The 19978-nt window shown below is 35.0% G+C and carries 18 protein-coding genes; 10 read left to right on the plus strand and 8 right to left on the minus strand.

Features of this window, described 5'->3' with window-relative positions:
- Positions 1 to 93: 93 nt before the first annotated feature.
- The 5 genes from LPC20_RS06505 to LPC20_RS06525 all read left to right on the plus strand — a co-directional run bounded on the left by LPC20_RS06505 (position 94) and on the right by LPC20_RS06525 (position 4866).
- Positions 94 to 1047 (plus strand): acetyl-CoA carboxylase carboxyltransferase subunit alpha, encoded by a 954-nt coding sequence (locus LPC20_RS06505; RefSeq protein WP_229323678.1) that lies wholly within the window; start codon positions 94 to 96, stop codon positions 1045 to 1047.
- A 141-nt stretch (positions 1048 to 1188) separates the two neighbouring features.
- Entirely contained in the window at positions 1189 to 2733 is a 1545-nt protein-coding gene (dnaB, locus tag LPC20_RS06510) for a replicative DNA helicase (RefSeq protein ID WP_229323679.1), read from the plus strand.
- 117 nt (positions 2734 to 2850) lie between these two features.
- Complete coding sequence (locus LPC20_RS06515; RefSeq protein ID WP_229323682.1) at positions 2851 to 4113, plus strand: asparagine synthetase B; 1263 nt, start codon at positions 2851 to 2853, stop codon at positions 4111 to 4113.
- Between the two features lie 64 nt (positions 4114 to 4177).
- Positions 4178 to 4504 (plus strand): type II toxin-antitoxin system HigB family toxin, encoded by a 327-nt coding sequence (locus LPC20_RS06520; protein WP_229323684.1) that lies wholly within the window; start codon positions 4178 to 4180, stop codon positions 4502 to 4504.
- Between the two features lie 5 nt (positions 4505 to 4509).
- Complete coding sequence (locus LPC20_RS06525; RefSeq protein WP_229323686.1) at positions 4510 to 4866, plus strand: helix-turn-helix domain-containing protein; 357 nt, start codon at positions 4510 to 4512, stop codon at positions 4864 to 4866.
- 10 nt (positions 4867 to 4876) lie between these two features.
- Here the strand turns inward: LPC20_RS06525 and LPC20_RS06530 are convergent, their stop codons facing one another.
- From LPC20_RS06530 to thrS, 5 genes are all read right to left on the minus strand, one after another.
- Complete coding sequence (locus LPC20_RS06530) at positions 4877 to 5680, minus strand: endonuclease/exonuclease/phosphatase family protein (protein WP_229323688.1); 804 nt, start codon at positions 5678 to 5680, stop codon at positions 4877 to 4879.
- Positions 5681 to 5992: 312 nt separating this feature from the next.
- Positions 5993 to 6337: a 50S ribosomal protein L20 gene (rplT, locus tag LPC20_RS06535; protein WP_024982755.1), complete on the minus strand. Its 345-nt coding sequence runs from the start codon at positions 6335 to 6337 to the stop codon at positions 5993 to 5995.
- Positions 6338 to 6463: 126 nt separating this feature from the next.
- Positions 6464 to 6661 carry a 50S ribosomal protein L35 gene (gene rpmI, locus LPC20_RS06540; RefSeq protein WP_229316965.1) on the minus strand — a complete coding sequence of 66 codons (198 nt, stop codon included), beginning with the start codon at positions 6659 to 6661 and terminating at the stop codon, positions 6464 to 6466.
- Between the two features lie 112 nt (positions 6662 to 6773).
- Positions 6774 to 7328 (minus strand): translation initiation factor IF-3, encoded by a 555-nt coding sequence (infC, locus tag LPC20_RS06545; RefSeq protein WP_420827835.1) that lies wholly within the window; start codon positions 7326 to 7328, stop codon positions 6774 to 6776.
- A 16-nt stretch (positions 7329 to 7344) separates the two neighbouring features.
- Positions 7345 to 9291, minus strand: coding sequence for a threonine--tRNA ligase (gene thrS / locus LPC20_RS06550; protein WP_229323690.1), 1947 nt, complete (start codon positions 9289 to 9291; stop codon positions 7345 to 7347).
- Between the two features lie 202 nt (positions 9292 to 9493).
- On the opposite strand from thrS, the gene LPC20_RS06555 reads away from it, so the two are divergent.
- The 3 genes from LPC20_RS06555 (at position 9494) to guaB (ending at position 12991) form a co-directional block, all read left to right on the plus strand.
- Positions 9494 to 10513, plus strand: a complete 1020-nt coding sequence (locus LPC20_RS06555; protein ID WP_229323692.1) for a quinone-dependent dihydroorotate dehydrogenase — start codon at positions 9494 to 9496, stop codon at positions 10511 to 10513.
- Between the two features lie 48 nt (positions 10514 to 10561).
- Complete coding sequence (locus tag LPC20_RS06560) at positions 10562 to 11425, plus strand: hydroxymethylglutaryl-CoA lyase (protein WP_229323694.1); 864 nt, start codon at positions 10562 to 10564, stop codon at positions 11423 to 11425.
- A 93-nt stretch (positions 11426 to 11518) separates the two neighbouring features.
- Positions 11519 to 12991, plus strand: a complete 1473-nt coding sequence (gene guaB / locus LPC20_RS06565; protein WP_229323695.1) for an IMP dehydrogenase — start codon at positions 11519 to 11521, stop codon at positions 12989 to 12991.
- Positions 12992 to 13161: 170 nt separating this feature from the next.
- Here guaB and purB read toward each other — a convergent pair whose 3' ends face one another.
- Positions 13162 to 14508: an adenylosuccinate lyase gene (gene purB / locus LPC20_RS06570; protein WP_229323697.1), complete on the minus strand. Its 1347-nt coding sequence runs from the start codon at positions 14506 to 14508 to the stop codon at positions 13162 to 13164.
- A 69-nt stretch (positions 14509 to 14577) separates the two neighbouring features.
- On the opposite strand from purB, the gene LPC20_RS06575 reads away from it, so the two are divergent.
- Positions 14578 to 15237, plus strand: coding sequence for a TrmH family RNA methyltransferase (locus tag LPC20_RS06575; RefSeq protein ID WP_229323698.1), 660 nt, complete (start codon positions 14578 to 14580; stop codon positions 15235 to 15237).
- Between the two features lie 121 nt (positions 15238 to 15358).
- On the plus strand, positions 15359 to 16972 hold the full coding sequence (pafA, locus tag LPC20_RS06580; RefSeq protein WP_229323700.1) for an alkaline phosphatase PafA: 1614 nt from the start codon (positions 15359 to 15361) through the stop codon (positions 16970 to 16972).
- A 58-nt stretch (positions 16973 to 17030) separates the two neighbouring features.
- On the opposite strand, the gene lysA is transcribed toward pafA, so the two are convergent.
- Complete coding sequence (gene lysA / locus LPC20_RS06585; RefSeq protein ID WP_229323702.1) at positions 17031 to 18248, minus strand: diaminopimelate decarboxylase; 1218 nt, start codon at positions 18246 to 18248, stop codon at positions 17031 to 17033.
- A 174-nt stretch (positions 18249 to 18422) separates the two neighbouring features.
- Positions 18423 to 19877: a glutamate synthase subunit beta gene (locus LPC20_RS06590; RefSeq protein WP_229323704.1), complete on the minus strand. Its 1455-nt coding sequence runs from the start codon at positions 19875 to 19877 to the stop codon at positions 18423 to 18425.
- Positions 19878 to 19978: the final 101 nt, after the last annotated feature.

Genomic DNA, 19978 nt, shown 5'->3' on the forward strand with positions numbered 1-19978 from the left:
TTTTTATACTTAAATGGTAAATAACAACTATCAAACGATTTTAAATTTTATATTTGCATCTCTAATCGAAAAAATAAATAACACAGTAACTCCATGGAATATTTAGATTTTGAACTTCCAATAAAAGAACTAGAAGATCAGTTAGAAAAATGTGTTGTAATTGGTAAAGAATCTGATGTAGATGTAACCAATACGTGCAAACAAATCAATAAAAAGTTAGAAGAAACAAAACGTAATATATACAAAAACTTAACAGCTTGGCAACGCGTTCAATTGTCAAGACATCCTAATAGACCTTATACTTTAGACCATATTCATGCGCTTTGTGGTGATACTTTTTTAGAATTGCATGGAGATCGTGGGTTCAAAGATGATAAAGCAATGGTGGGTGGATTAGGTAAAATTGCGGGTCAATCGTTTATGATTATTGGTCAACAAAAAGGATACAATACTAAAACTCGTCAATACCGTAACTTCGGGATGGCTAATCCAGAAGGATACAGAAAAGCATTACGTTTAATGAAAATGGCAGAGAAATTTGGTATTCCTGTGGTGACTTTAGTGGACACACCGGGAGCTTATCCAGGTTTAGAAGCTGAAGAACGCGGACAAGGGGAAGCGATTGCTAGAAATATCTTCGAGATGGTTCGCTTAAAAGTTCCTGTAATTACAATTATTGTAGGAGAAGGTGCTTCTGGTGGTGCTTTAGGAATTGGTGTGGGGGATAGAGTGTATATGTTAGAGAATACTTGGTATTCTGTAATTTCACCAGAATCATGTTCGTCTATCCTTTGGAAAAGTTGGGAGTACAAAGAACAAGCTGCCGAAGCTTTGAAATTGACTTCTTCTGATATGAAAAAGCAAAAATTAATTGACGATATTATTCCAGAGCCTTTAGGAGGAGCGCATTTTGATAGAGAGAGTACATTTAAAACTGTAGAGCAATATATCATGAAAGGCTACAACGAGTTGAAAGACTTATCAACAGAAGATTTATTAGCCCAACGATACGAGAAATACCTTGCAATGGGGCATTTTAAAGACTAATAATCTTACAAAAATTCAGTTTATCCGAAACCTTACAGTTTCGGATTTTTTTTGACTTATAAACAAAAAATAGTTAGTTATCAACATTCTTTTGTAATAAGTCCTTGTCTACTTTTTTTTAATTTTTCTTATTTTCGCTACATGGAAAATTTTAGGAATATAGCGCCAGTTAAGGTAGATAAGACAACTATCATTAATCTCGAAAAAGGGAAATTACCTCCACAGGTTTTAGATCTTGAAGAGGCTGTATTGGGGGCAATGATGATTGATAAAAAAGGAGTGGATGAGGTAATTGATATTTTACAAGCCGATGCCTTTTATAAAGATGCTCACAAACATATTTTTGAAGCAATTGTTCAATTGTTTACAGAAACCCAACCTATTGACTTATTAACAGTTTCGGCTCAGCTTAAAAAGAATGGAAAATTAGACTTAGCCGGTGGTGATTATTATTTGATTCAGTTGACTCAAAAAATTTCCTCTTCGGCACATATCGAATTTCACTCAAGAATTATTTTACAAAAATTCATCCAGCGAAGCTTGATCCGAATATCCTCTGAAATTATAGAAGATTCGTATGACGAAACTACAGATGTATTCGATTTGTTGGATCGAGCTGAATCTAAATTGTATGAAGTAACGCAAGGAAACATTAAACGTAGTTCTGAAACTGCACAAAGTTTAGTTTTACAAGCCAAGAAAAGAATTGAAGAGATTGCTGGTCAAGAAGGATTAAGTGGAGTGGCGACTGGTTTTGAAAAATTGGACAAGATTACTTCGGGTTGGCAACCAAGCGATTTGATTATTATTGCAGCTAGACCTGCGATGGGAAAAACCGCTTTTGTTTTGTCTATGGCGCGAAATATGGCTATTGATTTTGGAATGCCAGTTGCGCTATTTTCTTTAGAGATGGCGTCTGTACAATTGATTACACGTTTGATTTCTTCGGAAACAGGTTTGTCATCTGAAAAATTGCGTACAGGAAAATTAGAAAAACACGAATGGGAACAATTGAGTACTAAAGTAAAGAATCTTGAAAAAGCACCATTATATATTGACGATACGCCATCGCTTTCTATTTTTGATTTAAGGGCCAAAGCGAGACGTTTAGTCTCTCAGCACGGCATTAGAATCATCATTGTCGATTATTTACAATTGATGACTGCTGGAGGAAACGGAAAAGGTGGTGGAAATAGAGAGCAAGAAATCTCAACTATTTCTCGAAATTTAAAAGCATTAGCCAAAGAATTGAATGTTCCAGTTATTGCACTTTCGCAATTATCGCGTGCGGTGGAAACTCGTGGTTCAAGTAAGAGACCTTTGTTGTCTGACTTGCGTGAATCGGGAGCGATTGAGCAAGATGCCGATATTGTTTCGTTCTTATACCGTCCTGAATATTATAAAATTGACGAATGGGATGATGATGAAGCTTCGCCAACTGCTGGTCAAGCCGAGATTATGATCGCCAAGCACCGTAATGGTAGTATCGAAAATGTTCGTTTGAAATTTATTGGTCACTTAGGGAAATTCGACAATTTAGATGATTATTCAGGTAGTTTTGATGACTTACCTTCTAGTATGAATAGTGACGATAATCTATTTATTACTAAAAACTTGCCGTCGGCAAATGAAGCCTTTGGTAGTAATCTAAATGACGATGATGAGGACAGTGATGTTCCGTTTTAAGAATATTAGATAGTTAGAATTTAAGATTAATGGATTAAGTTATCTTGGATTAAATTATGTAAATTAGGTGTAAATAAGTTCATTAACTTAACTATTTATCTTTGAAATAAAAACACCATGTGCTTCAAAAAAATAATTTTGGTATTGCTGTTCCTGATTTCTTTTTCAGGAAAGGCCTCTTATATTTTGTTGCCTATGGATGAAACGACTCAACAAAATCATTTAAAGGCCTACGGAATTACCTATTGGTGTTTGGATAAAAGTTATAAGGTTAATTGGTTACTAAACTATAGAGGTGGTTCCTTTTTATTACCTGATGCTGACGAAATCCGAAAAGAATGCCAGATTCGTGGAGTAAGTTTTGAAATCCTTTCGGATGGAGAACAAGAAGCTATTTTGAATGAAATTTCGAGTCCCTCACAAAATATGGAGTCGGTTTTATTAGAAAAAGCCCCCAAAATTGCGGTTTATACTCCCAAAGGTAAACAACCTTGGGACGATGCAGTAACTTTAGTGCTGACCTATGCTGAGATTCCATTTACTCCCATTTATGATCAAGAAGTATTATCTGACCAACTGCTATTATACGATTGGTTGCACTTGCATCATGAAGATTTTACAGGACAATACGGAAAATTTTATGCAGCCTATCGGAACGTTCCTTGGTATATAGAGCAAAAGGTAGCAGCAGAAAAGTTGGCAGAGCAATTAGGGTTTTCTAAGGTTTCGCAAGAAAAAGGTGCGGTGGCCAAAAAAATTCGCGATTTTGTCATTGGTGGGGGCTTTATGTTTGCGATGTGTTCTGCTACAGATAGTTTTGATATTGCTTTGGCTGCTGACGGAATTGATATATGTGAAGCTATGTTTGATGGAGATCCAAGTGAACCTAGTTATCAGTCCAAATTGAATTACGACAATGCGTTTGCGTTTAAAAATTTTACTTTGGAACGAAAACCTGAGCAATATGAGTTTTCCGATATTGACATGACTTCTAAAAGACAAATTCCACCAGACAAGGATTACTTTACTTTAATGGAATTTTCAGCTAAATGGGATCCCATTCCGAGTATGTTATGTCAAAATCATACGCAATTAATTAAAGGATTTATGGGACAAACTACCGCTTTTGATACAAATTTTGTCAAGTCTAATGTCTTGGTTTTAGGAAGTTGTGAATTGAATAGTGAAGTGCGTTATTTGCATGGGCAAAAAGGTAAAGGAATGTTCAGTTTTTACTCGGGACATGATCCAGAAGATTTTCAACATCAAGTAGGTGATCCTCCAACGGTTTTAGATTTACATCCGAATTCACCTGGCTATCGATTGATTTTAAACAATGTTTTATTTCCTGCTGCTAAGAAGAAAAAACAAAAGACCTAATTCATAATAATTTTAACATTAACCAAAAGTTTGCTTTTTGCAAACTTTATACTATATTTGCCCCATGAAAATTCTTGTAAAGAAAACCATTTTGTTTTACATTAATAAATACCCTATTGCCAAAACACAGCTTTTAATTTGGTACAATGAGTTTTCAAAATTAGAGTTTCATAATTTTAATGAATTAAAACAAGTATACGGAAACGCAAGTATAGTAAATAATGAAAGAGTCGTTTTTAATATTAAAGGGAATGATTTTAGATTGGTTGTCTCAATTAATTTTTCACAAACAGCCTGTTATGTGATTTGGTTTGGGACACATTCTGAATATGACAAAATTAAGGTAGAAACTGTTGCTTTTGATACAGCAATTTTAGCATATAAAAAATAATAATTATGAATTGGAAAGTTTTAAAAACGGAAGAAGATTATAATACCGCGTCTTTGCGATTGATGGAATTATTCCATGCAGCTCCTAATACTCTAGAAGGAGATGAATTAGAATTATTATTAGTTTTAGTTAAAGATTATGATGATAAACATTATGAGTTACCAGAATTAGATGCCTTAGAAGTAATAAAGTATAAAATGGAAGAAATGGGGTTGAAAGCAAAAGATTTGGAACCTATTATAGGTAGCAAAGGACATGTATCAGCTATTCTTTCAGGTAAACGCGAAATTACTTTGAAAATGGCTCAAAAACTGAAGAATTATTTTAGCATTCCTGCCGAGGTGTTTTTGCATAGTGCATAGTTTTAAATTATCAATTCAAACTAAACTCTATCCAAATAGGGCAGTGGTCAGATATAGTTCTAGCCTCTTTTAATGATTGAAAGTTTTGGTAAAAAGGAATTACACCTGAATTTAACTTTCTGATTTTTGATTTTGAAAAAAATAGATTGTCATATTCAGAGGCGAGGCATACTCCATTTTTACAACTGCGTTTTAACGAAGTTTTTTGGTTCACTAAAGCCGAAGCATATCCCATTTTTCGTAAAGGATCAAATACAGAATGTGATTGTGGACAATTGAAATCTCCCGCAAAAATTAGATTAAGTTTAGGATATGCTGATGGAAAATATTTGAAATATTTAATTTCTCTTTCAGGTTGCTGACTTTTAGTAATGGCGTGAAAGGATACAACTGTAAATTGCTTTTTGTTGTATTCAAAAGTGCATAAATAGGGTTCGCGTTCCATAACTAACGCGTATTTTTTTTCGAGCCAAGCTTTTCCTATTTTCTTAATTATTGCTGATTTCCAAAGAAAAGCATAGCGTTCGGTTTTGCTAGGCGTACTTGTAGTTGGATCACTGATGGTATACTCCCATTTGTTTCCTTTTCTATTAAGTTCGTCAGCGAGCCATGCAACAGCTTGTGCGCCTCCGTAACCCGCTACGACTTCTTGTACTGCAACTACATCGTATTTATTTAATTGAGTGGCAATATAGGCTATTTCGTCATTAGATTTTGATTTGCCAAAGTTTTCAATATTCCAAGAGATCATTTTAACTTGACTAAAGCCAGAAGAATATAGGAAAAGGAATAATAGAATAATTAGTTTTTTCATAAGACTGAATTTGGGTTACTTCAAAAATAGTTTATTTGATATAAAGACACAAAGGCATTAAGATTTAAATTTATTTAAAACTAAATAAGCTCCTTTAGCAGCTAAATATTGGGAGATAGGTTGATTAAGAATTTTTAGTCCGTTGGCATGAAATTAATAATATTATTTTGCCATAGATTAAAAAGGATTTCAAAAAATTTTTATAAATCTGCGAATCTGCGGTTGAATTTTATATTTTTCCAACAAAAAACCCCAATCTTTCGATTGAGGTTTCTCTATAAGTAAGTAATCTAAATTGAGTTGATAAAACGTTTATTTTACTTTATTAAGTATTGCTTTGAAAGCTTCTGGGTGGTTCATAGCTAAATCTGCAAGAACTTTACGGTTCAATTCGATATTGTTAGCTTTAACTTTTCCCATGAATTGAGAATAAGACATTCCTTCCAAACGAGCTCCAGCGTTGATACGTTGAATCCATAAAGCACGGAAATTTCTTTTATTCACTTTTCTGTCACGGTAAGCGTAGCACATTGCTTTCTCTACCGCGTTCTTAGCAACTGTCCAAACGTTTTTACGTCTACCAAAGAAACCTTTGGCTTGCTTCATTATTTTTTTTCTTCTTGCTCTTTTAGCAACTGAATTTACCGATCTTGGCATAATTTTACTGTTTTTTTTGTAGCAGGCGTCCCGAATTTAATCAAGAGAACTTAAGGCCATACTCCAAGGTTATTAAATTGTTTTTAACCTAAAGAATTATTTTTGTAATTGACAATAAATCGTCGATTAGATAATTCTTAATTGTTGTTTGATGCTTTTTTCATCTGATTGGTGAACTAACGCTGAGTGAGTCAAAGCTAATTTACGTTTTTTAGATTTTTTAGTCAAGATATGACTTTTAAAAGCATGCTTTCTTTTAATCTTTCCAGAACCAGTAACTTTAAAACGTTTCTTGGCGCTAGATTTGGTTTTCATTTTAGGCATTTTTTCCTAGTGTTTTTAATTTATCTTACTTACTGTCTTTACGAGTTTGCGAAGCAATCTCAATATTAGTTTCCCTTTTTCTCTAAACACTTTTAAAAGTGTGAAGTCAGGATTATTTCTTTTTCTTAGGAGCAATGAACATAATCATTCTCTTTCCTTCAAGAACTGGCATCGCTTCTACTTTACCATGTTCTTCTAAATCAGTTGCCAAACGTAATAATAAAATTTGACCTTGATCTTTGTAAATGATTGAACGTCCTTTAAAGAAAACAAAAGCTTTCAATTTAGAACCTTCTTTCAAGAATTTTTCAGCATTCTTTCTTTTGAATTCGTAATCATGCTCATCGGTTTGAGGACCAAAACGAATTTCTTTAATCACCACTTGTGTTGATTTAGCTTTCAAAACCTTTTCGCGTTTCTTTTGCTCATAGACAAACTTTTTGTAGTCCATGATTTTACAAACGGGTGGATCTGCATTTGGCGAAATTTCAACCAAATCCAATTCAAATTCGTCAGCTAATTTCAAAGCATCTGCAGTTTTAAAAACTCCAGGCTCAATATTTTCACCTACAAGACGTACTTCTGGTACACGAATAAAATTATTAATTCGGTGTGCATCTTTCTTTTCTACTCGAGGTTGGTAACCTCTGTTGCTTCTTATTGCTATGGCTTTAAAATTTAAGTTAAACTGTAAATACTTTTAATGTTTTGTTGATCTCTTCAGTAACAATAGCGGCAAATTCCTCTATGGTAACTGTTATATTTCCTTTTCCTTCTTGACCGTGACGTCGAATAGAAATTGTACCGTTTTTTTCTTCTTCTTCACCCACAATCAGCATGAAAGGCGTTTTTTGCATTTCAGCATCTCTAATTTTCTTCCCGATTGTTTCGTTTCGGTTGTCAATTAGGGCGCGAATTTCGTGATTTTCTAGCAAATCTAAAACTTTTTTAGCATATATTTCGTATTTCTCGCTCAATGACAAGATAATAGCTTGTTCTGGCATTAACCATAATGGGAAATTACCAGCAGTATGCTCTAATAAAATAGCTATGAAACGTTCCATTGAACCAAATGGAGCGCGGTGAATCATTACCGGTCTGTGTAATTGATCGTCAGAACCTTTGTAAGTCAAATCGAAACGTTCTGGCAAGTTGTAATCTACCTGAATAGTTCCTAATTGCCATTGTCTTCCTAAAGCATCTTTTACCATGAAATCCAGTTTTGGACCATAAAAAGCAGCTTCGCCATATTCCACAACAGTATTCAATCCTTTATCTCTAGCAGCATTGATAATGGCATTTTCTGCTTTTTCCCAATTTTCATCGGAACCAATGTACTTTTCTCTGTTTTCTTGGTCGCGTAATGAAATTTGAGCAGTGAAGTTTTCAAATCCTAATGAACCGAAAACATACAATACTAAATCAATTACTTTCTTGAATTCTTCGTCCAATTGTTCAGGTGTACAGAAAATATGCGCATCATCTTGAGTAAATCCTCTTACACGAGTCAATCCGTGTAATTCTCCACTTTGTTCGTAACGATACACCGTTCCAAATTCTGCATAACGTTTTGGTAAATCTTTGTATGACCAAGGACGAACATTGTAAATCTCACAGTGATGAGGACAGTTCATTGGTTTTAACAAAAACTCTTCACCTTCTGCAGGTGTATTGATGGGTTGGAAACTATCGGCACCATATTTAGCATAGTGTCCAGAAGTCACGTACAATTCTTTTTGACCAATATGTGGTGTCACTACTTGTTCGTATCCTGCTTTTTTCTGTGCTCTTTTCAAAAATTGCTCCAAACGATCACGCAAAGCAGCTCCTTTTGGCAACCACAAAGGCAAACCTTGTCCAACTTTAGTTGAAAAAGCAAATAATTCCAATTCTTTTCCTAGTTTTCTATGGTCGCGACGTTTCGCCTCTTCCAACAATTCTAGGTATTCAGTTAAGTCTTTTTGTTTTGGGAATGATATTCCGTAGACACGAGTTAACTGTTTGTTTTTTTCGTCTCCTCTCCAGTAAGCACCGGCTACACTCATTACTTTCATTGCCTTAATAATTCCAGTATTTGGAATATGACCTCCACGACATAAATCGGTGAAGGTAGAGTGGTCACAAAAAGTAATAGTTCCGTCTTCTAGGTTCGAAATTAATTCAGTTTTATAAACATTGTCTTTGTAGACTTCAAGTGCTTCTGCTTTTGAAACAGGGCGCAATTTGAATTCGTGTTTGTCTCTTGAAATTTCTAATACGCGGTCTTCAATTTTTTTGAAATCGGCATCGGTAATTTTATGATCTTCAAAATCAACATCGTAATAAAATCCGTTAGCAATTGCAGGTCCAAGGGTTAATTTGATACCTGGGTACATTTCCTCTAAAACTTGAGCCATAACGTGCGAAGTAGAGTGCCAAAACGCTTTTTTTCCTCCTTCGTCATTCCAAGTAAAAAGAACAAGACTACCATCTGTGGTCAAAGGCGTAACGGTTTCAACGGTAGTACCATTGAATGAAGCAGAAATTACATTTCTAGCTAATCCTTCGCTAATGCTTTTTGCAACGTCCATTGGGGTAATCCCAGCTGCAAATTCTTTCACAGACCCATCGGGTAAAGTAATCTTAATCATTTTTAACTATTTTTAGGAATGCAAATATAGACTATTGAAAAAACACTTACAAAATATAAGCAGGGTTTGTGAGCGGTTTTTCGTGGTTTTCGGCAAATAAATCCCATATAATTATAAAAACACAAGCTTATTCTAAAATTGACTCGAGAAGTTTCGATACTGAAAACTATTCTTTACTTTTGCATCACACAATTACAACACTATGTACAAACTACTAATTCGTCCGATACTTTTCTGTTTTGATCCCGAAAAAGTACATTATTTTACCTTTTCTTTAATTCGAAGACTTGCTAAAATTCCTGGTTTTTCATTACTTTTTCGTGCTTTATATGAAGTCAAAGATAGCCGATTAGAAACGGAAGTTTTTGGATTGAAATTTAAAAATCCAGTGGGTTTAGCAGCAGGTTTTGATAAAAATGCCGTTTTGTACAAAGAATTGTCTGATTTCGGCTTTGGATTTATCGAAATAGGTACTATTACTCCAAAAGCACAAGATGGAAATCCAAAAAAACGCTTGTTTCGTTTAAAAGAAGATAGCGCCATTATTAACCGAATGGGTTTTAATAACGGCGGAGTGGATGAGGCAGTATTGCGTTTGAAGCAAAATAACGGAGTTTTAATAGGAGGAAATATTGGAAAAAATAAAGTCACTCCAAACGAAGAAGCTACTTCGGATTATGAAATTTGTTTTGAGGCGCTGTTTGATTATGTGGACTATTTTGTGGTCAATGTGAGTTCGCCAAACACCCCTAATTTACGTGCTTTACAAGATAAAGAACCTTTAACTGACTTGTTGCAAACTTTACAAAATAAGAATTTGGCTAAGCCAAAGCAGAAACCAATTTTGTTAAAAATCGCACCGGATTTAACAGATGAACAATTATTGGATATTATTGATATTATTAATGAAACCAAAATAGCCGGAGTTATCGCTACTAATACCACTTTGTCACGTGAAGGCTTGGCTTCTGAAAATAAAATAGAAATGGGTGGTTTGTCTGGGAAACCTTTGGCAAAACGTTCAACTGAAGTCATTCGATTTCTATCTGAGAAAAGCAACAAATCGTTTCCAATTATTGGTGTTGGTGGAATTCACACTGCCGAAGACGCTATAGAAAAGTTGGAAGCCGGAGCCAGTTTGGTTCAATTGTACACAGGATTTATTTATGAAGGTCCTGCTTTAGTAAAAGCAATCAACAAAGCCATTTTGCGAAACAAATAATTTTTTCTTTACATTCGAACTATTGATTTTTCCTACCTTTGAATTTCTATGGAAACAGTAAAAATTATCGAATGTCCACGTGATGCTATGCAAGGAATAAAATCTTTTATTCCTACTGCAACTAAGGTGGCTTATATTCAGTCTTTACTACGTGTTGGTTTTGACACCATAGATTTTGGAAGTTTTGTTTCGTCAAAAGCCATTCCTCAAATGCAAGATACCGCCGAGGTATTGGCCCAATTGGATTTGTCGAAAACCCGAAGTAAGTTATTGGCAATCATCGCCAATACACTTGGCGCAGAAGCGGCTTGTAATTTTTCTGAAATTCAGTATTTAGGTTTTCCATTTTCTATTTCGGAGAATTTCCAAATGCGTAATACTCACAAAACGATTGCGCAATCTATGATCAGTTTAGAAGAAATTTTGAATTTGGCTGATGCCAATAATAAAGAAGTTGTCGCTTATCTTTCAATGGGATTTGGTAATCCGTATGGAGATCCTTGGAACACAGAAATTGTAGGAGATTGGACTGAAAAATTAGCTGCGATGGGAGTAAAAATTGTCTCACTCTCAGACACTATTGGAAGTTCTACTCCTGAAACTATTTCATATTTATTTTCTAATTTGATTTCAGCCTATCCATCGATTGAATTTGGGGCGCATTTGCATACCACACCTGATTCTTGGTATGAAAAAGTAGATTCAGCATACCAAGCTGGGTGTTTTCGTTTTGATGGAGCTATTCAAGGTTTTGGTGGTTGTCCAATGGCGACCAATCATTTGACTGGAAATATGCCTACAGAAAAATTACTTTCTTACTTTACTGCAAAAAAAGCAAATACCAATTTAAGTCCAATGAGTTTTGAAAGTGCTTATAATGAAGCATCAAAAGTATTTGGGGAGTTTCATTAATAATCAGTATTAAATTTACTAATTTGTTGGTTGTATATTATTGATTAAATTTTTGTACATTTGCATGCAATTTAACAACTACAACAAATTGCAATGATCGCACACAATTCAAAGATTATCGGCGAAGGATTAACGTACGACGACGTTCTATTAGTTCCTAACTATTCTGACGTACTTCCACGAGAAGTAAGTATTCAATCCAAATTTTCAAGAAACATTACGTTAAATGTTCCAATTGTAGCTGCAGCTATGGATACGGTTACAGAAAGTGCAATGGCAATTGCTATGGCGCAAGAGGGCGGAATTGGGGTGCTACACAAGAATATGACTATTGAGCAACAAGCTGCTAAAGTGCGAAAAGTGAAACGTGCGGAGTCTGGAATGATTATAGATCCAGTAACTTTACCTTTGACTTCAACTATTGCAGATGCTAAAAATGCAATGAAAGAATTCGGAATTGGTGGAATCCCAATTGTAGACGAACATAGAATATTGAAAGGGATTGTAACCAATCGTGATTTACGTTTTGAAAAAAATGGGGCACGTCCTATTGTAGAGGTAATGACTTCTCAAAACTTAATCACTGTTGCTGAAGGAACTTCGTTAGAGCAAGCAGAAGTAGTTTTACAAGGAAACAAAATCGAAAAATTACCAGTGGTTAATGCTAAATACGAATTAGTAGGTTTAATCACTTTTAGAGATATCACCAAATTAACTCAGAAACCAATTGCCAACAAAGACGTTTATGGACGTTTGCGTGTTGCTGCGGCGATTGGCGTTACAGGTGATGCGGTTCAAAGAGCAGAAGCTTTGGTGAATGCTGGAGTTGATGCTATTATTATTGATACGGCTCACGGACACACGCAAGGTGTGGTGAACGTATTGAAAGAAGTAAAAGCTAAATTTCCAAAAATTGATGTTATTGTTGGAAACATTGCTACGCCAGAAGCGGCTAAATATTTAGTTGAAAATGGAGCTGATGGAGTAAAAGTAGGAATTGGACCAGGTTCGATTTGTACTACTCGTATTGTGGCAGGTGTTGGTTTTCCTCAATTTTCAGCTGTTTTAGAAGTAGCTGCTGCTATCAAAGGAACTGGTGTTCCAGTTATTGCTGATGGAGGTATTCGTTATACAGGAGATATTCCTAAAGCGATTGCTGCAGGTGCCGACTGTGTGATGTTAGGTTCGCTTTTAGCAGGAACAAAAGAATCTCCAGGAGAAACGATTATTTTTGAAGGAAGAAAATTCAAATCTTATCGCGGAATGGGTTCTGTTGAAGCCATGCAAGGAGGTTCTAAAGATCGTTATTTCCAAGATGTAGAAGACGATGTGAAGAAATTAGTTCCAGAAGGAATTGTAGGTCGTGTGCCTTACAAAGGAGAATTGAACGAAAGTATGTTGCAATTCATTGGAGGTCTTCGTGCCGGAATGGGATACTGTGGCGCTAAAGACATTCCAACATTACAAGAAACAGGACGTTTTGTTCGTATTACTTCAAGTGGAATTACAGAAAGTCACCCACACAATGTGACAATTACTAAAGAAGCTCCTAATTATTCAAGATAACATAAGTGTTCAGTGCTCATTGAGTAGTGTTCATTAATTTATAAACCTGATATGTATTCCGTATCAGGTTTTTTTATGCTAAAGTTTCAGTTTATTAAATAAAAAAATCCTACTAAACTAAATTAGTAGGATTAGCTGATAACTGTTATGCTGATAGCTGATAACTGAATTTAAATTCCCACAAAGTTACTTGGCGTAATTTGCAATAATTCTGTTTTAATAGCCTCACTAACGTCTAAAGTAGCAATGAAACTATGAATCGATTCTTTAGTAATCGCTTCGTTTGTTCTTGTTAAACCTTTTAATGCTTCATACGGATTTGGATAGGCTTCACGACGTAAAATCGTTTGGATAGCCTCAGCCACAACCGCCCAGTTTTTCTCTAAATCCTCGTGGAATTTAGGTTCGTTTAGCAATAATTTATTCAATCCTTTTAAGGTAGCTTCAAAAGCAATAATAGTATGCCCCATTGGTACACCAATATTTCGTAAAACGGTACTGTCAGTCAAGTCGCGTTGCAATCTTGAAATTGGTAATTTAGCCGATAAATGTTCGAATATAGCATTAGCAATGCCTAAATTTCCTTCTGAATTTTCAAAATCAATAGGGTTTACTTTATGTGGCATAGCCGAAGAACCAATTTCTCCTGCTTTGATTTTTTGTTTGAAATAGTCCATTGACACATAGGTCCAAATATCGCGATCTAAGTCAATGATAATCGTATTGATTCGCTTCAAGGCATCAAAAAATGCTGCAAAGTGATCGTAATGCTCAATTTGTGTAGTAGGGAAGGAGTGATGTAAACCTAAATTGTTTTCTACAAAAGAATCTCCAAATTGTTTCCAATCGATTTGTGGATAGGCTACGTGGTGCGCATTGTAATTTCCAGTGGCACCACCAAATTTAGCTGCAAACGGAATATTGAATAACAAACGCATTTGCTCTTCCAAACGTTCTACAAAAACACCAATTTCTTTTCCTAAACGAGTAGGTGAAGCCGGTTGTCCATGAGTACGTGCAAGCATTGGAATGTCACGCCACTCTGAGCTTAATTCTTTTAATTTTGAAATTAAACCAATTAGAGAAGGCATATATACTTTTTCAAACGCTTCTTTGGTCGAAAGAGGAATTGCAGTGTTATTGATATCTTGAGAAGTCAACCCAAAGTGAATGAACTCTTTGTATTCAGACAAACTTAATTTTTCAAAAGCATCTTTGATGAAATATTCTACCGCTTTCACATCGTGATTGGTCACTTTCTCTGTTTCTTTGATCCAAAGTGCATCTTCGGTAGAAAAGTTTTTGTAGATGGCACGCAAACTTTCGAATACATTTGGATTTACATTTTTAAGTTGAGGTAAAGGGACTTCACATAAAGCGATAAAGTATTCAACCTCAATTAAAACGCGGTATTTAATTAAAGCTTCTTCCGAGAAAAAAGGAGCTAAAGAAAGGGTTTTATTTCTGTATCTTCCATCAATTGGAGAGATGGCATTCAATTCGTTTAAAGTAGTCATTTTTGTGTTGTTTTTTCGAAAGTGCAAATATAAACCTTTTTAGTATTTTTGCCTCCAAAAAATGAGACAATGATTGATATCGATTACCTTAATTTTCTTGAAAATATTTTGACAGACAATCGAAAAGAGCGCTTTTTGAATGTCTTGAAAAATAGAACCAATCATTTTACAATAGCAGTAGAAGATGTTTTTCAAATGCACAATACCAGTGCGGTAATGCGAAGCTGCGAAGTTTTTGGAATCCAAGAATTGAACGTAATCGAACAACGTTACGGAAAAAGTATCGACAAACAAATTGCGATGGGTGCTCAAAAGTGGGTAGACATCAATACTTATGAATCGCCTTCTGCTTGTGTTCACACTTTACGAAATAAAGGATACCAAATCATTGCGACTACACCACACGAGAACGATTGTTTATTAGAAAATTTTGATATTTCGAAACCTAGCGCTTTGTTTTTCGGAACCGAAATCGACGGTTTGTCAGAAGAAATTATGCGCGAAGCTGATGGGTTTTTAAAGATTCCGATGGTCGGATTTACAGAGAGTTTGAATATCTCGGTCTCAGCTGCGATTATCATTCAGAATTTGACCAACAGACTACGTAATTCGGATATTAATTGGCAATTATCTGAAGACGAAATTTTGGAGAAACGATTGGCTTGGGCCAAAAATTCCATCAAAGACATCAAACGAATTGAACAACGTTATTTTGAGGAAAATCCATGATAGATTCTTAATTTGATGTTATTTTTTAATTAAACTTAGTCAGAAACTCTCTTTTTGAAAATAGTTGTCCAATTTAAACCGTATTTTTGGTAATATAATTTGTGTAATAAATTTATTAAGTATGAAGAAATTAGTTTTGTTTTTAACTTTTAGTTTTGTTTTGAATGTTCAAGCGCAGCAGCGTCCTAAATTGGTAGTTGGAATTGTAGTGGACCAAATGAAAATGGAATATTTGTACCGTTTTTCAGACGACTTTTCTGCAAATGGATTCAAACGAATCATGAACGGAGGTTATACTTTTCACAATATGCATTACAATTATGCGCCAACCTATACTGCTCCAGGGCATGCGTCAATTTATACTGGGACAACACCTTCTAGTCACGGTATTGTTGCGAATGAATGGTTTAATCGTGCCATTGGAAAAGAATTATATTGCACTGATGATGCATCTGTTACAACAATAGGAGGAGGAACGGATAAAGAAGGCGCTATGTCGCCAAGAAATTTATTGACTACAACAATTACAGATGAATTGCGAATGGCTACTAATTTTAGAGGAAAAGTCATCGGAATGAGCATAAAAGATCGTGGCGCTATTTTGCCTGCAGGTCATTTTGCTAATAATGCCTATTGGTATAGTAAAACTGGGGATTTTATTTCGAGTACATTTTACGGCGCTAATTTACCAGATTGGGTTACTCAATTTAATAATGAAAAGCGTTATATGAACTACATTAATGGTGGTTGGAATTTATTAAAACCTATCGCTACTTATGATGAAAGTTTAGTAGATGATAATCCATACGAAGGAAAAATTGACAAGTCAAGCCAACCTATTTTTCCTTATAATTTAAAGAAAATATACGATGAAAAAGGAGCCGATGTATTGCGTTCTACTCCTTTTGGGAATGATATCTTGGCGGATTTAGCAATTAAAGCTATTGAAAAAGAAAGTTTGGGTAAAGACAATTTTACCGATTTTTTAGCCGTAAGTTTTTCTTCTACAGATTATGTAGGACATACTTTTGGACCTCGTTCTATGGAGTTGCAGGATACGTATTTACGATTAGATCAAACGCTTGAAAAAATGTTGGTTTACTTGGATCAGACAGTTGGGAAAGATAATTATTTGGTTTTTTTAACTGCGGACCATGCTGGTGCAGAAAATTCTAATTATTTGAAAGATAATAAATACAACGTCAAAAATGTGCCATCAAGAGGAATTGAAAGTGCTTTACGTAAATTTTCCGTGGCTACTTTTGGTGTAGATGTACTGTTGAATTATTCTAATTTCAATTTGTATTTTGATAGAAACATATTGAAAGATAAGAGCTTAGAGTTAGTTAAAGTGAAACAAATTTTTAAAGATTTCATAATGACTCAAGAGCATGTGAAAAGAGTTTACACCGAAGAAGAAATTTTAGCTTCGACTGGAGATGACTATTTTTTGAGTTTTATCGCTAAAGGCTATGATCCAAAACAAAATGGAGATCTAGTTCTTTTAGATAAAGCTGGTTATATGCAGTACATTGAAACTGGAACAACTCATGGTTCACCGAATAGTTATGATACTCATGTCCCAATGCTTTTTTATGGTTGGCACGTGCCAAAAGGGAATTCGTATTCTAAAAAACAGATTACCCAAATTGCACCTACGCTTTCTCAAATGTTGAAAATCCCATTTCCTAATGGAACGGATTCAGAAGTTTTAGAAGAATTGTTGGGAAAATAATAGAAAAACGGTCTTGTACAAAAAATCCCGTTCTAAACTAGAACGGGATTTTTGTGTATTAAACAGTTGCAGCGACTGGCAACGGAATTTGATTTCGTAATAAATCTTCAAAGGTTTCTTTCGCACGGATTAAATGCCCTTGACCATTCATCCATAAAACCTCGGCGGGTTTGTATCTTGAATTGTAATTCGATGACATGGAGAAACAATAAGCTCCTGCATTTTTGAAACAAAGAATATCTCCTTCATTGATTTCGGCGATTCTTCTGTTATTGGCAAATGTATCTGTTTCACAGATATAACCCACAACAGAGTAGAAACGCTCTTTGCCTTTTGGATTAGAAATATTCTCGATGTGGTGCTGTGATCCATACAACATTGGACGAATCAAATGGTTGAATCCACTATCAACTCCTGCAAAAACAGTAGAGGTAGTTTGTTTTACTACGTTTACTTTAGCTAAGAAATAGCCTGCTTCACTTACTAGAAATTTTCCAGGTTCAAAGATTAATGTTAAATCTTTACCATACTCTACACAGAAATCATTGAATCGTTTGGATAATTTTTTACCTAATTCTTCAATGTCTGTTTCAATATCGTCTTTCTTGTAAGGTACTTTGAAACCGCTTCCAAAGTCTAAGAATTCTAATTTTTTGAAATTTTTAGCTACATCAAATAAGATTTCAGCTGCATACAAAAACACCTCGATATCTAAAATATCAGATCCAGTATGCATATGAACGCCAACAATATTCATCTTTGTATTCTCTACAATCCGAATTAAGTGTGGCAATTGATGAATTGAAATTCCAAATTTACTATCAATATGTCCTACAGAAATATTCGTGTTGCCACCTGCCATTACGTGAGGATTGATACGAATACAAACTGGAGTTTCTGGATATTTTGTTCCAAATTGTTCCAAAATGGACAAGTTGTCAATGTTGATTTGGACTCCCATTGCTGCCACTTCTTCAATTTCTTCTAATGAAACACCATTTGGGGTAAAGAATATTTTTTCAGGTGAATAACCTGCATGTAATCCCAATAATACTTCTTGAATAGAAACCGTATCTAATCCAGCTCCTTTATCTCTCAATAATTGAAGAATTGCAACATTTGACAAAGCTTTCATAGCATAGTTAATACGGAGTGTATCGACTTTGGAAAACGCTTTGGTCAATCTGTTGTACTGTGATTCTATCTTTTCGGCATCATAAACATATAAGGGGCTACCAAATTGCTCTGCTAATTGTAATAAGTCTTTTCCTTGCATTGGATATAAATTTTGTACAAATTTAGAGTACTTATTTTCTTCATACAAGTAAATTAAGATTGTTTAACAAAATATAACAAAATGTTTAATTTACAACATTAAGTCCTTTTTTTACAAAAAAAAATCCCTTGAAATGAATCAAGGGATTATCGGAGAGTTGTGTTGTTGGTTTAGTTATAGAGTTGGTAAATCTCCGTTTCCTTTTGTAGGTAAGTTGGTTGAACCCATTAAGAATAAATCTACTTCTCTTGCAGCTTCACGTCCTTCAGAGATAGCCCAAACAATTAACGATTGTCCTCTTCTCATATCACCAGCAGTGAAAATGTGAGGTACATTAGTTTTGTAGTTGGTAGCTTTATAGTTCGTTCTTAAATCAGTTTCAATGCCTAATTGCTCGCTCAATGTTTTTTCAGGACCAGTAAATCCTAGTGCTAATAAGGCTAAATCGCAAGGCCAGATTTTTTCTGAACCTTCTCTTTCAATTAATTCTGGGCGTTGTCCTGGAACAATTTTCCATTCTACTTCCACTGTTTTTAAAGCAGTTAATTCGCCTTTATCATTGGTAATAAATTCTTTGGTGTTAATCAACCAGTTTCTATTGCAACCTTCTTCATGAGAAGATGATGTTTTCAATTGTAACGGCCAGTAAGGCCATGGAGTAGATTCGCTTCTTCCCACGGGAGGTTTTGGCATAATCTCAAAGTTAGTTACTGATTTAGCTCCTTGTCTGTTTGATGTACCTACACAGTCCGAACCTGTATCTCCACCACCAATAACGATTACATCTTTACCAGTAGCTACAATTTGGTCTTGAATTGATTCTCCCATTACCACTTTAGTTTGTTGTGTTAAGAAGGTCATTGCTTGAACAACTCCTTTAGCATCAGCTCCTTTGGTTGGTAATCCTCTTCTTTCAGTAGCACCACCACAAAGTACAACAGAATCAAACGCATTCAAATTTTCAACGCTGAAGTTTACACCTACGTGAACATTTGTTTTGAAAGTAATACCTTCTGCTTCTAAAATAGCAACACGTCTGTCAATGATTGCTTTTTCTAATTTGAAATTAGGAATTCCGTAACGCAATAAACCTCCAATGGCATTGTCTCTTTCAAAAACGGTTACGGTATGACCCGCACGGTTCAATTGTTGTGCTGCAGCCAAACCTGCTGGTCCAGAACCTACAACTGCAACTGTTTTACCAGTACGTTGTGTAGGAATTTGTGGTTTGATCCAACCTTCAGCGAAGCCTCTTTCGACAATATTTTTCTCAATATTTTCAATAGCAACTGGTTCTTTGATAATACCTAAAACGCATGATTTTTCACAAGGAGCAGGGCATAATCTTCCAGTAAATTCTGGGAAGTTATTAGTTGATTGCAAGATAGCTAAAGCACTTTCCCATTCCTCTTGGTGCACCATGTCGTTAAAATCAGGAATTAAATTTCCTAACGGACAGGAACTGTGACAGAACGGAATACCGCAATCCATACATCTTGAACCTTGTTCTTTTATTTTTTCTTTCGATAACGGAACGGTAAATTCATTGTAATTAGAAACACGTTCTGCTACAGCGATATTACTTTCGTCCGCTCTACTATATTCTTTAAATCCACCGATCTTTCCCATGATTTTGAGCCTCCCCCCAGCCCCCTCCTAAGGAGGGGGAGAGGTAACTTGGAGTATTTATTTTGTTATTAATTCATTTTCATTTTTGAGATGCCTAAATA

Source organism: Flavobacterium ammonificans, from assembly GCF_020886115.1.
In the GTDB taxonomy this organism is placed as follows: domain Bacteria; phylum Bacteroidota; class Bacteroidia; order Flavobacteriales; family Flavobacteriaceae; genus Flavobacterium; species Flavobacterium ammonificans.

Bases quoted from the DNA above. Each gene is read 5' to 3' on its own strand.
- LPC20_RS06505 (WP_229323678.1), top strand. From the start codon at position 94: ATGGAATATTTAGATTTTGAACTTCCAATAAAAGAACTAGAAGATCAG.
- dnaB (WP_229323679.1), top strand. From the start codon at position 1,189: ATGGAAAATTTTAGGAATATAGCGCCAGTTAAGGTAGATAAGACAACT.
- LPC20_RS06515 (WP_229323682.1), top strand. From the start codon at position 2,851: ATGTGCTTCAAAAAAATAATTTTGGTATTGCTGTTCCTGATTTCTTTT.
- LPC20_RS06520 (WP_229323684.1), top strand. From the start codon at position 4,178: ATGAAAATTCTTGTAAAGAAAACCATTTTGTTTTACATTAATAAATAC.
- LPC20_RS06525 (WP_229323686.1), top strand. From the start codon at position 4,510: ATGAATTGGAAAGTTTTAAAAACGGAAGAAGATTATAATACCGCGTCT.
- LPC20_RS06530 (WP_229323688.1), bottom strand. From the start codon at position 5,680: ATGAAAAAACTAATTATTCTATTATTCCTTTTCCTATATTCTTCTGGC.
- rplT (WP_024982755.1), bottom strand. From the start codon at position 6,337: ATGCCAAGATCGGTAAATTCAGTTGCTAAAAGAGCAAGAAGAAAAAAA.
- rpmI (WP_229316965.1), bottom strand. From the start codon at position 6,661: ATGCCTAAAATGAAAACCAAATCTAGCGCCAAGAAACGTTTTAAAGTT.
- thrS (WP_229323690.1), bottom strand. From the start codon at position 9,291: ATGATTAAGATTACTTTACCCGATGGGTCTGTGAAAGAATTTGCAGCT.
- LPC20_RS06555 (WP_229323692.1), top strand. From the start codon at position 9,494: ATGTACAAACTACTAATTCGTCCGATACTTTTCTGTTTTGATCCCGAA.
- LPC20_RS06560 (WP_229323694.1), top strand. From the start codon at position 10,562: ATGGAAACAGTAAAAATTATCGAATGTCCACGTGATGCTATGCAAGGA.
- guaB (WP_229323695.1), top strand. From the start codon at position 11,519: ATGATCGCACACAATTCAAAGATTATCGGCGAAGGATTAACGTACGAC.
- purB (WP_229323697.1), bottom strand. From the start codon at position 14,508: ATGACTACTTTAAACGAATTGAATGCCATCTCTCCAATTGATGGAAGA.
- LPC20_RS06575 (WP_229323698.1), top strand. From the start codon at position 14,578: ATGATTGATATCGATTACCTTAATTTTCTTGAAAATATTTTGACAGAC.
- pafA (WP_229323700.1), top strand. From the start codon at position 15,359: ATGAAGAAATTAGTTTTGTTTTTAACTTTTAGTTTTGTTTTGAATGTT.
- lysA (WP_229323702.1), bottom strand. From the start codon at position 18,248: ATGCAAGGAAAAGACTTATTACAATTAGCAGAGCAATTTGGTAGCCCC.
- LPC20_RS06590 (WP_229323704.1), bottom strand. From the start codon at position 19,877: ATGGGAAAGATCGGTGGATTTAAAGAATATAGTAGAGCGGACGAAAGT.